The organism is Vallitalea sediminicola, from assembly GCF_054408565.1.
Genome location: NZ_BTPT01000010.1, coordinates 24528 through 40203, shown reverse-complemented (window position 1 = coordinate 40203; position 15676 = coordinate 24528). Strand labels below are relative to the sequence as shown.

At 30.6% G+C, this 15676-nt stretch carries 12 protein-coding genes; 9 read left to right on the top strand and 3 right to left on the bottom strand.

The genetic code is table 11. The annotated features are described in order from the left end of the window. The first annotated feature begins 162 nt into the window (after positions 1-162). Positions 163-1056, top strand: coding sequence for a radical SAM protein (locus ACX6CF_RS04625; protein ID WP_458784130.1), 894 nt, complete (start codon positions 163-165; stop codon positions 1054-1056). An 84-nt stretch (positions 1057-1140) separates the two neighbouring features. Here the strand turns inward: ACX6CF_RS04625 and ACX6CF_RS04620 are convergent, their stop codons facing one another. The 3 genes from ACX6CF_RS04620 to ACX6CF_RS04610 form a co-directional block, all read right to left on the bottom strand. Further along, the gene (locus ACX6CF_RS04620; protein ID WP_458784129.1) at positions 1141-2892 is read right to left on the bottom strand and encodes an ABC transporter ATP-binding protein; all 1752 of its coding nucleotides are present in this window, start codon (positions 2890-2892) and stop codon (positions 1141-1143) included. Next, the gene (locus ACX6CF_RS04615; RefSeq protein WP_458784128.1) at positions 2885-4672 is read right to left on the bottom strand and encodes an ABC transporter ATP-binding protein; all 1788 of its coding nucleotides are present in this window, start codon (positions 4670-4672) and stop codon (positions 2885-2887) included. Before ACX6CF_RS04615 ends, ACX6CF_RS04620 begins: the two co-directional genes overlap by 8 nt. A gap of 133 nt (positions 4673-4805) precedes the next feature. Further along, the gene (locus ACX6CF_RS04610; RefSeq protein WP_458784127.1) at positions 4806-5993 is read right to left on the bottom strand and encodes a helix-turn-helix domain-containing protein; all 1188 of its coding nucleotides are present in this window, start codon (positions 5991-5993) and stop codon (positions 4806-4808) included. Positions 5994-6164: 171 nt separating this feature from the next. Between ACX6CF_RS04610 and ACX6CF_RS04605 the strand changes: the two genes are divergently transcribed. The 8 genes from ACX6CF_RS04605 (at position 6165) to nikA (ending at position 15578) form a co-directional block, all read left to right on the top strand. After that, positions 6165-7151, top strand: coding sequence for a helix-turn-helix transcriptional regulator (locus ACX6CF_RS04605; protein WP_458784126.1), 987 nt, complete (start codon positions 6165-6167; stop codon positions 7149-7151). Between the two features lie 106 nt (positions 7152-7257). After that, positions 7258-9021, top strand: coding sequence for an ABC transporter ATP-binding protein (locus tag ACX6CF_RS04600; protein ID WP_458784125.1), 1764 nt, complete (start codon positions 7258-7260; stop codon positions 9019-9021). After that, positions 9021-10760: an ABC transporter ATP-binding protein gene (locus tag ACX6CF_RS04595; protein ID WP_458784124.1), complete on the top strand. Its 1740-nt coding sequence runs from the start codon at positions 9021-9023 to the stop codon at positions 10758-10760. Before ACX6CF_RS04600 ends, ACX6CF_RS04595 begins: the two co-directional genes overlap by 1 nt. Then, positions 10760-11689, top strand: coding sequence for an ABC transporter permease (locus ACX6CF_RS04590; protein ID WP_458784123.1), 930 nt, complete (start codon positions 10760-10762; stop codon positions 11687-11689). The genes ACX6CF_RS04595 and ACX6CF_RS04590 overlap by 1 nt, the downstream gene beginning before the upstream one ends. Next, the gene (locus tag ACX6CF_RS04585) at positions 11682-12458 is read left to right on the top strand and encodes an ABC transporter permease (RefSeq protein WP_458784122.1); all 777 of its coding nucleotides are present in this window, start codon (positions 11682-11684) and stop codon (positions 12456-12458) included. The genes ACX6CF_RS04590 and ACX6CF_RS04585 overlap by 8 nt, the downstream gene beginning before the upstream one ends. 10 nt (positions 12459-12468) lie before the next feature. Then, positions 12469-13251 carry an ATP-binding cassette domain-containing protein gene (locus tag ACX6CF_RS04580; RefSeq protein WP_458784121.1) on the top strand — a complete coding sequence of 261 codons (783 nt, stop codon included), beginning with the start codon at positions 12469-12471 and terminating at the stop codon, positions 13249-13251. After that, positions 13233-13937 (top strand): ATP-binding cassette domain-containing protein, encoded by a 705-nt coding sequence (locus tag ACX6CF_RS04575; RefSeq protein WP_458784120.1) that lies wholly within the window; start codon positions 13233-13235, stop codon positions 13935-13937. Before ACX6CF_RS04580 ends, ACX6CF_RS04575 begins: the two co-directional genes overlap by 19 nt. Positions 13938-13940: 3 nt before the next feature. Continuing rightward, on the top strand, positions 13941-15578 hold the full coding sequence (gene nikA, locus ACX6CF_RS04570; protein ID WP_458784119.1) for a nickel ABC transporter substrate-binding protein: 1638 nt from the start codon (positions 13941-13943) through the stop codon (positions 15576-15578). The last annotated feature ends 98 nt before the right edge of the window (positions 15579-15676 follow it).

Genomic DNA, 15676 nt, shown 5'->3' with positions numbered 1-15676 from the left:
AGTCATTTTAACAAGAGATATATAGTATATAGCTTAGTTTTTTATGTATATAGCATAGTATAGTCTATATAAGAATTTAGATATATTTAGATTATAGAAAATTTTACTTTCATATTTGCTTTTAAAATCTTATAATATAATTATAGAAAGTAAGGTGTGAAAATGGCTAATTATTATGAAATTACTTGTTCTGTGGCTTGTAATAGTTTAAAAGGGAAGCATCATCCTTATGGGTGGGATCTAAATATATATCGAGGTTGTGAGCATGGTTGTAAATATTGTTATGCCATATATTCACACCAATATCTAGAAGCTAAGGAATTTTTCAGGGATATATATGTAAAAACCAATATTGTTGAACGATTGGAGAGACAGCTTTCTAGTTCATCGTGGAAAAGAGAAGTTGTCAATATAGGTGGTGTAACTGATAGCTATCAGCAGGCAGAAGAACAGTATAAATTAATGCCTGATATTTTAAAACTTTTGATAAAGTATAAAACTCCATGTATTATCTCTACGAAATCAGATTTAATTTTAAGGGATTTTGATTTAATTGCAGAGCTATCAAATATTACCTATGTCAATGTTGCTTCAACTATTACTTGTATGGATGAGCATCTACGGAAAAAGATAGAACCTAATAGTGTAGAATCCACTAAAAGGTTTGCTATGTTGAAAGAATTCTCGAAAACAAATGCTTCGACTGGATTACACTTCATGCCTATCATTCCATATATTACAGATAACAGGGATAATGTAGAGTCCTTATACTATAATGCTGCTAAGTGTGATGTAGATTACGTTTTACCTGGAGTACTTTATTTGAGAGGAAAGACTAGATCAGTTTTTTTTGATTTCATGTTTCGAGAATTTCCCCAGTTATTTGAGCAATTCAAAAATTTGTACAAGACTGGTGGTGCAGACAAGAATTATAAAAATAAGCTTTATATTATGGTAAATGAATTAAAAGATAAGTATAACCTTTCAAGCAGTTACACTAAGCCTTACAAAGAGAAGTTGAACCAATCTAAATATGAACAGTTATCTCTGTTCTAATTGCTGTCGGATAAAACATTTTTGGATGTATTTTCCTTGATATTAACGTTAATAATGTATTATCCGACAGTTTCTTAGATATAATTAATTCGTTCCCAGACTCCAATTAGAGCTTTTTGCTTGAAGTTCTACCATATGACGATATAAACCGCCTTGTTCCATGAGTTCTTGGGGAGAACCTTGTTGTGCGACTGTACCATTTTCCAATACAACAATTTTATCAGCACTAGCAATCGTACGCATTCTGTGAGCAATTACCAGAACGGTTTTTCCTTTTACCAGCTCTGAGATAGCCTCTTGTATCTGAGTTTCATTGTCAACGTCGAGAGATGCTGTAGCTTCGTCCAATAGTATCACAGGAGCATCTTTTAATAGAGCACGAGCGATAGATAAACGTTGACGTTCACCACCAGAAAGGGTTGAGCCATTTTCTCCGACTATTGTATGATATCCATCTGGCAATGCTTTTATAAAACTATGGCACTGTGCAGCTTTAGCAGCTTCAATAACTTCTTTATCTGTGGCATTTTTTCGTCCGATACGTATATTTTCCATAATTGTATTATGGAATAAGACTACGTCTTGAAAAACCATAGAATAATTTTTAAGTAGTGTCTCAGGTTCAACTGTTTTGACGTCTATGCCACCTAAGGTAATGTTTCCTGAGTTAACATCCCAGAATCTAGCTGCTAATTTGGCAGCAGTACTTTTTCCACCACCTGAAGGGCCTACTAAAGCAGTTACTTCCCCTTGTCTAGCAGTGAAAGTTGTATTCCTTAGTACCTTTTTACCAGTATTGTATGCGAAAGTTACATTATTGAATGCTATATCGTATCCATTTGGTTTACAGATCTCTGAACCAGTTTGTATAGGTTGATTTTCCATTTCCAACATACGTTTTATCTGTAATCTAACATTAAATATCTCTACTATATTAGGTAAAGTACCTGATAAAGGATCATAAATACGAGAAGCACCGATCAAGAAAATCAGATAAAGCATAAAATCAATCTGACCTTTTACTAATAGATTGCTACCAACTAATATTACAGAAGCAAATCCTAATCTTAAAAACATCTGGGAAGAAGTAATTAAAGAGGCTGTGATCAATTCTATTTTAATATGTACTTTTTCTTCATCATCAAGCATTTTGTCAAGATTTGATAAATAATTCTTTTCATGATTGCAGGCTTTTATTTCTTTAACGGTTTCTATACATTCTTGTATAGCATCTGTACAGGCACGTTTTGCACCCAAGTGTTTAAGTCCTGCTTTGTCTTGTATATGTTTAGAACCAAAAAGCATTATTAGAGATACAGGTACAACCCATAGAAGAGCTATTCCTAAACGCCAGTCAGTTATAAGTAATGCTATTGAAACAATGATTGTTGATATTCCTGCACCTATGAGTTGTGGTAGAGCATGACTAAATACATGTTCCATACTTGCACAGTCACCCATAATGGTACTTGTCAAATCTGATAGATCTCTTTGCCCAAAGAAAGATAAAGGCAGTTTTCTCAGTTTTTCAGCTAAAGTTACTCTACGTACTGAGCTTTCTGAGTACGTTGATACATATACACTAGTGTATTGATAGAAATGAACAACAAATATTACACAAGCAGTAATTATACATAATATAATATATTTAATTAGATTAGGCGAATTATACTCAGCTCCAAATAATGGTTTTACAAGTTCATCTAATAACATTACAAAAAGTCCTACTGGTAGCATTAGAGCTAAATTTTCTAGAGCAGATAATAAAATACCTTTCAACAAATCTTTTGAACCTTGGTCACTTATAGCAAATTTATCTTGTAGATATCTAAGCATGATTAGCCTCCTTTCCAACTTTCCATGTAATAGAGGTTTGATAATTTTTCCACATATGAGCATATAAATTATTTTTGCTGATTAGTTCATTATGGGTACCTTTTTCTTTGACCTTTCCTTTATCTATAACTAATATACAATCTGCATTTTTCACTGTAGATAGTCTATGGGCTATCATTAAGACTGTTTTGCCTTTTGTTAATTTTTCAAAAGCAATTTGAATTTTATATTCATTTTCTGGATCAGCAAAAGCGGTTGCTTCGTCAAGCACTACTATTTTGGCATCTTTTAATATGGCACGTGCTAAAGCAATTCTCTGCATCTCTCCACCTGATAAATAAACTCCTTTTTCACCAATAACAGTATCTAGACCATTAGGCATCTTAGCAATGATATCATTGCACTGAGCTGCATTTATAGCATGTAATACTTCTTCTTTTGAAGCATCTGGTTTAGATATTTTAATATTATCCAAGATACTTGACTTAAATAAATGGGTGTCTTGAAAAACAAAGGCAACTTGGGACATAAGTTGTTTTGTAGAAATATTTCTTACATCTATACTGTCAATTTTTATTGATCCGGATTCAACATCAAAAAAACGGGGTACCAGTGCAGCAATTGTACTTTTGCCGCCTCCTGAAGGACCTACAAGTGCTACAGTAGTTCCTTGTGCTAAATTAAAGCTGATATTATGTAATGCTTTTTTATCACTATTGGGATATGAAAAGCTAACACTATCAAAATCTATGTTAGAATTAATAGGTACTTGCGGATTTTTAGTTTCAACAAGTGGTTGTTGTTCTAAGATTGAATCAATACGTTTTACAGCTTCTTTTGTAATCATTATATTGTCACCAGCATACATTATTTTACTTATCATAGTAGTGCAGATTGGTGTGAATATAATATAGAATATTAAGTCAAGAAGAAACATATCATAATTATTGGCACCTGCGATAAGCAGAATTCCAATGGGGATCAGTAATAGGAATGAACCATTTATTGATACAGTAAATCCAGCCATAGGAATACGACAGTTGATTGCATATGTAGTTGCAAATTCCTTATAACTCATTATAGAGGTATGAAAGTTTTTAAAAGAATAAATGGTTTGACCAAAGGTCTTGACAACTGGTATACCACGAATGTATTCAACAGCTTCACCATTCATGTTTTCCAGTGCTTCCATATATTTTGACATGAATTCTGCATTTTTACCGCTCATAAGATGTTTGACAAACAAAAATCCTACTAATATTGGTATAAGACATAGGATTCCTAATTTCCAATTGAAAGTGAACAATAACACAAGTATCGCTATAGGCATGAGAAGAGCACCAGATAGATCTGGAAGCTGATGTGCTAGAAAAGTCTCAGTTAACCCAGCGTTATCATCAATGATTTTGCGTAGTCCTCCACTAGTTTTTTGACTGAAATATCCTAGAGGTAATTTCATTAAATGTGATAAAGCTTTTCTTTTCATATTCTTAGCTGTTCTAAAAGCGGATATATGGGAAAGCATCATGGAAATGAAGTATATCAATATACTTATTAGTGCAGAATATACTGCTAACCATCCATAAAAAGATAGTCCTTGAGCATTTTGGACATCAGGTATATTGGTAAAGAGTTCTTTTACGACTAACCATATACATATGAATGGAACTAAGGAAAGTATTACACTTATTCCAGATAATAAACATGATAAAATTGTTAATATCTTATATTTCCCAGTATATTCAAGTAGATGGGCTAGTCCCTTTTTTTTCTTACTCATAAATTTTCTCCTTTCTGTTTATGTTGATTTTTTGTATAAAAAAAACACCTTATGGTGTTTTTATAACGGTTTTTTGGTTAACCTCAAATCACCGTTTATAATAATAGCATAGATTTATTTTATACTGTTATTCCTATAAGTCGTATTCTCTACCTTGAAGACAAAAAGTTTTTCTATACTCGGAGGGGGATAATCCTATAGTTTTTTGAAAAGCAACGGAAAACTTGGTAGGACTCTCATAGCCGACTTTTTCTGAGATGATTGCAATACTTTCATTAGTTTCTCGAATCATTGCTGCTGATGCTTGTAATCTATATTCTCTCATATATGTATTTATAGGTGTGCCATATATACCTTTGAAACAATTTTTCATTGAAGTCAGTGGTATATGAAACTTATTGGATAACTCTGAAAGGGTGAATCTCCTATCTAGTCTATGTATCAGATAATCTCTGATTACTTTAATAGTATCAACCTGAGCTTTATAGAAATATTGGTATTGTTTTTTTCTATTGTCTATATCTGTGATGCTGAGGAACATAAGTAGTTCTATGACTTTTATTTTAATATAGCCTTCTCTTAGTTTCTCGGGTACATTATATAGTTCGGAAAAAATATGCTGAATCGAGTCAGTAGAGCGCATTATGAAGCAATCATCATAGGCACACATTTTATCTTGGATGCCAGATAAATCAATCTTGATATTTCCAAGGGTTGTTGATATTTTCTTGATTGTTTCTGTAGCTGTGGGAATGTCAATAACTACTGAAATGCCATGATAATGAGATAGGGGGAAATAAGCTGAATCTGTCTGGTTACTTAACATATTAATGCTTAGGTCACCATCACCTAGATAGGCATAACCACCTGACTTGAAGGTACATTCAAACCTTCCGACTCTGCAATGGTTTATTTCAAGAATGTTATTATGAGGAATGATAATATCATGATTATCATTTAACATATGATAATCATTATAATATACCTCAATGCCATCAAATGTTTGGTAACGAGTCACAACACCATTACCAGAATCATTCTCCAAATGATATACAGTGCAATTATCATTTTTGGTCAAGATTCTTACGTTTTCTCCATATATACTTTTGAATATTCGTCCAGACGTATATTTGCTAGGAGGATTATCATTTTTGGTAACTAATCTCTTATCAGCAGGTTTCTTAGTATCTATAGGAATAGCCCAAGCACGACCGAACTTAACAGCATTAGGTACTCGATTATCCATGCATAATTTTTGTATGCGTCTTTCGGATATATTCCATTTTTCTGCAGCTTGTTTTATTGATATATAATTATCCATTTTTATACCTCCGCTATAGGTCATTATATACGCTTATAAGAATGATATCAATATTAATAATAAATATTGGAGTAAATTGATAATGATAATCATAATTGTTGTTGATAATATACTAATATATTGATATAATTAGTATATTATAAGATTCTGAGATGATTGGCAGGGGTAATTATGACAGTACATATAGAATCAAGACAGGAATATATTAATTTTTATAAGAGCATTTCGGCTGTTAAAAAAAATGGAGATGAATTTATTCTAAGTATACTTCCACATTACGGAGCAGGAAAAATCAATATTATAAATATATCAAATTATCTTAGCATTATGATACTAGATATAAAATTGAAAGAAGATGTAGATATCACATATAAATTACCTAATCAACATTTTGAAATATCTTGTTGTTTAGGCGGTATAGCCCAAATATCAAGTATTAATCATAAGACAATTAATATTGAAAAAGATAGTGTTATATTGTTAAACTCTAGTAATGACAGTGAAATCAGTGGTAACATGAAGTTATTTAAGAATAAGAAGTTTGTTAATATGGCTTTTTCTTTTGATAGAGAGACATATAGTGAATACCATAAGGTAATAAGTAAGGAATTATGGGGAGAAGTACTGACTTCTGATAAAGTCAAAAAAAAACATACTATCTTAGCAGAGAGGTTACCTCATATTAAAATTCTGTTTTTAAGTATATATAATATAGATATAGAGAACGGTAGTCTTAAGAAACTATACATAGAAAGCAAGATATTAGAGATAATAACTCAAGTAGCATATGCTAGTTGTGATGAGCAAAATAAAATTAAGGTGAATGCTTATGAAAAAGAGCAGATTCAGAGAATACCCGATATAATGATGAAGAATCCAGCCAATCCACCTATGATTGATTCACTTGCAGAGGCAACTAACATAAATGTCAATAGGTTAAAAAAAGGATTTAAATATCTATATGGTGACACAATATATAGTTATTTCAAAAAATTAAAATTACACAGGGCAGCTATATTAATTCAAACAACTGATAAAAGTATGTTGGATATAGCTCAAGATGTAGGATATTCAAGTCAAAGCCAGTTTGGAGCATCATTTAAAAAATATTATGGAGTAACACCTCTTGAATTTTCCAAACAAAAATATTTGTTATGACGTATCTTTTTGGGATAAAATTGAATCGGATTCGGAGATACAAAAAAATCTTCCTTTAGTATAATGTTAGGAGTGGCTAACAAATTAAATGCTAAAGGAGTTTTTTATGTCAAAATATATAATAAAAGGTACGAAAGTATTATTAGAGCTGTTAGATAAAAAAAGTAAAAACAATATGATTAAGTCTATATTAGCTGATTTATTGTCAGTTGGATGTAGTATAATGCCTATGTTTGGTTTGTATAATATCATAAATATCATCCTTCGTAAAAGTGATTCAAAAGGCATGTTCATGTGGGCAGGTATCATTTTTATATCTATTATACTTAAAATAATATTTCATGGTAAAGCTATAAGAATATCTCATATAGTTGCTTATAACACACTATATAACATAAGGAAAGATCTAATTTATAAATTTTCCAGATTGAATCAAGGATATATGGACAGTAATTCTTCAGGGAAATTAAAAAGTATTATTTTTGATGATATTGAATCATTAGAACAATTCTATGGACATCATATTCCAGAAATATTATCTAGTATTGGAATTCCACTAGTTATGGAAATAATTTTATTAATATTGGATTTGAGAATTGCTCTAGTCATGCTTATACCTGTAATCATATTTTTGATATGCTTACATAGAACTAATGTGTTACAATCCAAAAATTTTGAAAGTATGTTTATGACTCAACAGAATCTTAATGCATCCATGGTTGAATATATAAATGCTATGAAAGAGATAAAAATATTCGGAGGCAATAAAAAAGTTTTTTGGAGATTTCAACAATCAGCTGACAGTTACAAAGAGTTTATGGTGAAGTGGTTTAAAGACAGTAGATATCTAATGACTACTAGTGATATTATTTTATCTTCTGGTATTGTATTTGTATTCCCAGTTGCGGGTTATCTATATATTAATGGAAATATTGATATTAGTAAGTTCTTATTATATCTATTTGTTTCTCTATGTTTTTATTCACCATTAGCAAAAATACCACAATTTACAGATGTGTTAAGCATAAATGCTCATATAGCAGAACGTTTACAGATGTTATTGAATATGCAGGAACTTAAGAATCATGAATGCCAAGAATCGTATGTATATAATGGCGATATAATTTTTGATGATGTTTCTTTTGGATATGATGAGAAGAAGGTTATCAAGAATCTTTCGTTTACAATAAAGAAAAATCAGGTTGTAGGTTTAGTTGGACCATCAGGTGGAGGAAAAAGTACAATAACAAAATTAATATCAAGATTCTGGGATGTTAATGAAGGGAAAATTTATATTGATGGTGTTGATATAAAAGAAATATCTACAGAGAATCTAGCGAAATCTATAGCTTATGTAACTCAAAACGTAAGTACTTTTCATATGTCTGTTAGAGATAATATAAAGATGGGTAAACCTGATGCAACAGAAGAAGAAATCATATGTGCTGCAAAAAATGCTATGTGTCATGATTTTATATTAAAACTTCCAAAAGGATATGAAACTCTTTTAGGTGAAGATGGAATTAATCTATCAGGAGGACAGAAACAAAGAATAGCAATAGCAAGAGCATTATTAAAGAATGCTCCTATTCTGTTATTGGATGAAGCAACTGCTTATATGGATCCAGATAATGAAGAACAATTGCAAAAGGTATTGACTAGATTAATGAAAAACAAAACGGTAATAATGATTGCTCATAGACTTTCTACAGTTATTGATGCGGATAAAATATTAGTTCTTGACAAAGGAGTAATTAAGGAAGAAGGAAACCATAATGATTTAATAGGAGTAGGTAAGATATATAAAAAAATGTGGGATTGCTTTAAATATGGTAGTTCATGGACTCTAAGAAGTAAGGAGGCTGAATAATGTTTAGATTAATAAAAAGAATATTAGCTCTAAGTGGTAAAAAAAGGAAAGATCTATATATAGCAAATTTCTTTCAATTAATACAAGCAACTTGTGAAGGAATAGTCTATATAATCATTTATTTGGCTATAACTCATTTGGTTTCTGGCACATTCGATAAAACAATACTATTACAGTATTTTCTAAGTTTGTTAATAGCTATATCTCTAAGATATATATTTTATTATCAAGTAAATAGACTGCAAGCTTCAGCAGGATACGAAATAATGAGGGATATCAGAATTGATGAAACCAAGAAATTGAATAATCTGCCACTAGGTGTTTTTCAAAGTAGAGGTATAGGGAAGTTAACATCAACTTTTACAACAGATATGACATTTATTGAAATGCACTGTATCTATGCAATATCAAGATATGTAGCAGGTATGAGCATTATTATTATGACTACAATAATTATGTTGATAGTTGATTGGAGATTAACTTTATTAGCTGTTTCTGGTTTTGTACCAGGATTTTTAGTATACAGGAATTCTAAGAAAAAGCTATTGATTAATGGACAGATACGTCATGAATCACAACAAAAATGTATATCAGCATTAATTGAATATCTAAATGGATTAGAAACTATACGTTCATATCATATGACAGATAGAATATTCAGTAATATATTTGATAAATTGAATAAGTATAAAGATGCATCAAGCCGTTATGAAATTCAAGCTATCAAACCAATGGCATTGTATCAAATATTAATTAGAATAGGAATGGGTATGATTTTTATTGGAGGGCTGGCATTATATGTAAATAACATTGTCAGTTTAGAAGTTTTTATATTCTTTGCTGTAATCAGTACTTTATACTATCAGCCAATTGAATCAATTTTTCATGACTATGGCACTCTAAATATTATGGGTGTTGCTCTTGACCATCTAGATGAATTAAAAAAGGAAAAGCCTCTAGACAATCATGGAAGTAAGAACATTAGAAAATCTAATATAGAAGGAAATAGGATCAATTTCTGTTATCCTAAAAGTGAAAAAAATGCTATAGATGAAATCAATTTTAGAATGGAACCTAAAACATTGAATGCTATAGTAGGACATTCGGGTAGTGGTAAAACTACTATGTTATATCTGATTTCCAGATTTTTTGATATTGATAGTGGAGAGATAATGATTGATAAGCATAATGTGAAAGATATAGAGTATGGTAATCTTCTTAAGAATATTAGCGTTGTATTCCAAGATTCATATTTATTGGAAGATACTATATTCAATAATATAAAAATGGGAAGTGAAGATGCCACCCGTGAGGAAGTTATAGAAGCTGCTAAAGCTGCATGTTGTCATGATTTTATAATTGAATTGGAAAAGGGTTATGATACTGTAGTAGGAGAAGGGGGTAATACCCTTTCAGGAGGGGAGAAGCAAAGAATAACTATAGCCAGAGCTATCTTAAAAGATGTCCCAATAGTTTTACTGGATGAAGCGATGGCCAGTATAGATCCAGAAAACTCATGGCAGATTAAAAAAGCGATAGATGCATTGACTAGAGATAAGACAGTAATTCTTATAGCACATACACTGGATTATATAAAATATGCAGACCAGATTATTGTTATGGAGAATGGAAGGATTGAAGAACATGGCAAACACGATTATCTCATAGAACGTAATGGGATATATAAGAAAATGTGGGATATACAGCAGACTACAAAAGAATGGAAGGCTATCAATTAATGAGTAGGACAGCAATATTAAAAAAACTGTTTATTTCTATACTAACATTGATATTAGTTACTTTCATGTCCTTTTTGCTAGTTCAGATATCACCTATAGACCCTGTAGAAAGTTATATTAGATTACATGGTTCCAATCCAACGGCTGAAGCTGTCAGGGTAATCAGTAAATCACTTGGATTGGATAAACCATTGATAATACAGTATCTATTATGGATAAAAAATGCACTAACATTAAATTTTGGTAGTTCATTAGTAACAGGTAATCTGGTTGCTCATGAATTTTCAGGTGCTATACCAAAAACTCTAACAATGGTGTCAGAAAGTATATTGATTCAGATTATAAGTATATTTTTAATTGGAACTCTAATGCAGCTAATCAATAATAAAATAATAAAAAGACTAATAGAGATTATTAATATTGCATGTTTATCAATACCTTTATTTTTAATTGGAACAATAGCCATTGATATATTTGCTATGAAATTAGATATAATAAATGTATTGAATTCAGGTAGGCTATGGCCTGCGTTATGTTTGGCTGTACCCTATACTGCTCTGTATAGTAATATGTTAAGTACGAATCTGGATAATCAGATGAAATCAGAATGGGCTGTTTATGCAAGATGTAGAGGTATATCAGATAAGAGAATCTTATTTTGCCATGCAATGGGACATTCCATAATTGAATTACTACCAAGCTTTGCACAGAATGTTGGAATACTCTTCGCTTGTTCTGGAATCATTGAAGCTGTTTTTTCATATAGAGGTGTTGGTAATCTAATAATAGAAGCAGTTATCCATAGGGACATACCTATGATTCATGCCAGTGTACTATTTCTAGCAATTATAATATTGTTAGCTAATTTTATTTCAGATATTTGTAAAATAATTATTGGACGTAGAGGTAGAGGAAGAGATTATGAATAATAAGACAAAAACAAAGATTATATTAGTTATTATTGTGTTTGTATTACTTGCAATGAGTAATAATTTTACTCCTCATAATCCTGTAAAACAAAATTTATCTATACGTTTGCAACCATCTTCCAAGGAATATCCTTTTGGTACAGATACACTAGGTAGATGCGTTTTATCAAGGGTTTTGGCTGGAGGGAAATTAACGATTGGTATTGTAATTCTGTCTAGTACAATGGTTCTTATTTTAGGAACTGTGTTTGGACTTATAAATGGACTATATAGCGGAAAGTTGGAAATAGTTTTTGAAAGTATAATAAATATGTTTACAGCACTGCCACCTATAATATACATCTTAGTTTTTGTTGGTATATGGGGTGGAGGAGCATTTACTATGATATTATCGCTAACTCTATCTAATTGGGCAAGAGTAGCTAAATTAGTAAAAGCAAAGGTTGATATTGAGAAAAATAAAGCTTATGTATTTTGTGCTATAACTAGTGGTGCTTCAAGGAACAGATTGATATTTGTACATATCCTGCCTAATTGTATAAGAGAGATATTAGTATTCATGAGCCTAATATGTGCAGATATGATTATCTTAATCGCTAGTTTTTCTTTTATAGGGATAGGATTAGGGTCTGATACGGTAAATTGGGGACAAATGATTGCTGAGGGACGCAGTAAAGTAAGAATCAGACCAGACATAATATTATATCCTGCTATAACAATATTTTTATCAACATTTTTATTTAACTATATTGGAAAAGAGACAGATTAGGGGAATTAGGATGTTAAGTATTAGAGAGCTATCAGTAATTACCAAAAAGGATGAAGCATTAATCAAGGATGTCAGCTTTGATTTGCATAGGAAAGAATTGATATTTCTGAGAGGCAAGAGCGGATGTGGAAAATCAACTATCTTAAAAGCAATAATGGGAAGCTTAGATGATAATTTGAAGGTTTATTCAACCAAATTTCAAGTTGATGATATAGATGTTAATAAATTGAACAATAGAAGAAAAAGGCGTTTATATGGAAAAAACATAGGATTAATTCCTCAAAACCCAATGAATGTCTTTGATCCAAGAAAAAGTATCAGAAGTCAGATATTAGAAAGTTATAAGGTAAGTCTGGATATCAATAAAAAACAATCTTTAATTTTAGCAAAAGACATGTTATCAAGTGTTAATTTAAAAGAAGTAAACATAATATTAGATTCATTGCCTCATGAGCTGTCAGGTGGAATGTTACAAAGAGTAATAATTGCCATTTTACTTGGAATAAAGCCTGATTATATATTAGCAGATGAACCTGTCTCTGCATTAGATGAAGATAATAAAAATGAAATCATCAAATTGTTATTATCTTTAAAAACACAGTCAGGGCTATTGATAACAACACATAATACTAAGTTTCTAAGTTGTAATAATGACAAAACATTGATAATGAAAAACGGAAAAATAATTAAAGAAGAGAAAAGAAATAACTTAAAACCAGTATATAGTGATATTAATTCAATTGATGATAATTATTGTAATGAGGGAGATTTCAAATGGACTGTCTACAAGTGAAAAATGTAATAAAGAGATATTTGCAATTAGATGGTAAAGGAAAGGAAGTCTTAAGAGGAATTGATTTTACTGTAAAAAATCAAGAGACAGTTAGTCTTCTAGGAGAAAGTGGTTGTGGTAAAAGTACCCTTGCAAGAATTATATTAGGAATTGAAAAATTAGACAAAGGTAGTATTGTCATTAATGATACCTCAATAGAAACCTTTAGCTATAATAGGTATAGAAAAATCAGGAATAGTATTCAAGGTGTATTTCAAGATTCTACTGGTTCACTAAATCCAAAGCTTACTGTGTTAAAAAACATGGAGGAGGGATTAAAGAATATAAGAAAGATAAAAAAACATGATAGAAAAAGACAAATATTAGATTTAATGCAACAATTAGATCTACCATTGGAGATATTAAAAACACCAGTTAAAGGACTAAGTGGTGGTGAGCAGAGAAGAGTATCTCTAATTAGAGCTTTATTAGTAAGACCAGATATTTTAATACTAGATGAGATAACCAGTGGATTAGATGTTGAGTCCAAGGAAAAGGTTATATCATTATTGAGTACATATAAGAAACAGTATAATTGTGCCTATCTGTTGATAACTCATGATAAATCCTTAGCTTATAAGATATCAGATAGGATTTTATATATAGAAGAAGGAATTATTACAAAACAAGGTGAAAGGAAAAAATGAAGAATGAGAAAAAATATAATAATGCTAGTGGTAATGCTGATTATGGGGATCATGTTAACAGGATGTGGGAAAGATGATAAGAAGGAAAAAGTTATTAGTGAATTAGGTCAAGATAAAAATGAACAAGTCAGTAAAGTAGAAGATGACAAGGAGAAAGTATTGAATATGGGTTTTGGTGGTAATCTAGAAAATTATACTCCAGTTACAGCATTTGGATTGAACTTTACTCCTGTTAATCTAGTTTTCGAGACTTTGGTAAAATATGATAATGGAAAAATTATTCCTTACCTTGCAAAATCATGGAAATGGAATGAAGAAAATAATGAAATAACTTTTTATCTAAGAGATGATGTAGTATTCCATGATGGAGAGAAGTTTAATGCTGAGGCTGTTAAATTAAACTTTGAATGGCAGAAACAAAATATGTTATTTACATATCTAAAAGGATTACATCTAATAAAAGAAATAGAAGTTGTTGACGACTATGAAGTAAAGTTAAAATATGATGCCCCTTATTATGCAGTTTTGCAAGATTTGTCATCAGCTAATCCAGTGGGAATAGTATCTCCGAAAACTCTTGACATGAATAATTTTGAAGTCATTAATGGATCAGTTGGAACTGGACCTTATAAATATAGTGTTTACGATAATAATATTGGTACCACATTAATGGTAAATGATGATTATTGGGGGGAATCTCCTAAATATGATAAAGTAGTCATTAAATATATACCGGACTCTAATTCTAGAATAATGGCATTAGAATCTGGAGAGATTGACATGATATTTGGGTCTGATTGGATTAGTTATGACGATTATACACAAGAGGTACAGGTAGATAATATAGATGGAAAGATTGCCAAGCAGACAACTAAAACTAGAAATATTCTTCTTAATGCAGGTTCAGATATTTTATCTGATTTAAAAGTTAGAGAAGCAATAGTATATGCTGTTGACAAAGAAGATATTGTCAATAATCTTATGTATGGATATGAAGAGATTGCCCCTAGTATTCTAGATGATGACTTACCTCATTGTGATATTAAATATGATGTTAATAGAAAGTATGATGTAGAGAAAGCAAAAAAATTATTAGAAGAAGCAGGATGGAAAATCTCAAATGATGGTATTAGAGAAAAAGATGGTAAAAGACTCTCTATCAAATTTATATACCAAATGGAGCGTAGTCTTAATAGTGAAATAGCTGAAATTATCAAAGCACAATTAAATAGAATTGGTATCGAAGTAGAAACAGAAGGACTAGAATTAATGACATGGTTCCAAAAAGGTGGGATGGGAGAATTTGATATGTCAATTGTAAGTACTTATGCTACCCCTAATGATCCACAGAATTTCATCAGTCCAATGATAACACCTCAGACACCTGGAGACTGTTTATCTATAAGCTCATTGAGGGATTATAATAAATTTAAAAAATTAGTTGAAACATCATTAATAACAGCAGATGGTGAAGAAATTGATAAATTGTATGTAGATATACTTAACTATTTGAATAATAATGCTATATATTTACCTATATCATATCAAAAGGAAATGGTATTATACAGAAAAGATAAGATTAAGGATTTTAAATTTGGAGGGTGTCCTATTAATCTAGATCCAACTTTGATTAAACAATAAACATAATATAATAAATTTAATATTTTATACTATACATTATTGATATATAATAAGAATATATTATAATCTAATAACAAATTTGTAGGATACTTAAGAGA

Bases quoted from the DNA above. Each gene is read 5' to 3' on its own strand.
- ACX6CF_RS04625 (WP_458784130.1), top strand. From the start codon at position 163: ATGGCTAATTATTATGAAATTACTTGTTCTGTGGCTTGTAATAGTTTA.
- ACX6CF_RS04620 (WP_458784129.1), bottom strand. From the start codon at position 2,892: ATGCTTAGATATCTACAAGATAAATTTGCTATAAGTGACCAAGGTTCA.
- ACX6CF_RS04615 (WP_458784128.1), bottom strand. From the start codon at position 4,672: ATGAGTAAGAAAAAAAAGGGACTAGCCCATCTACTTGAATATACTGGG.
- ACX6CF_RS04610 (WP_458784127.1), bottom strand. From the start codon at position 5,993: ATGGATAATTATATATCAATAAAACAAGCTGCAGAAAAATGGAATATA.
- ACX6CF_RS04605 (WP_458784126.1), top strand. From the start codon at position 6,165: ATGACAGTACATATAGAATCAAGACAGGAATATATTAATTTTTATAAG.
- ACX6CF_RS04600 (WP_458784125.1), top strand. From the start codon at position 7,258: ATGTCAAAATATATAATAAAAGGTACGAAAGTATTATTAGAGCTGTTA.
- ACX6CF_RS04595 (WP_458784124.1), top strand. From the start codon at position 9,021: ATGTTTAGATTAATAAAAAGAATATTAGCTCTAAGTGGTAAAAAAAGG.
- ACX6CF_RS04590 (WP_458784123.1), top strand. From the start codon at position 10,760: ATGAGTAGGACAGCAATATTAAAAAAACTGTTTATTTCTATACTAACA.
- ACX6CF_RS04585 (WP_458784122.1), top strand. From the start codon at position 11,682: ATGAATAATAAGACAAAAACAAAGATTATATTAGTTATTATTGTGTTT.
- ACX6CF_RS04580 (WP_458784121.1), top strand. From the start codon at position 12,469: ATGTTAAGTATTAGAGAGCTATCAGTAATTACCAAAAAGGATGAAGCA.
- ACX6CF_RS04575 (WP_458784120.1), top strand. From the start codon at position 13,233: ATGGACTGTCTACAAGTGAAAAATGTAATAAAGAGATATTTGCAATTA.
- nikA (WP_458784119.1), top strand. From the start codon at position 13,941: ATGAGAAAAAATATAATAATGCTAGTGGTAATGCTGATTATGGGGATC.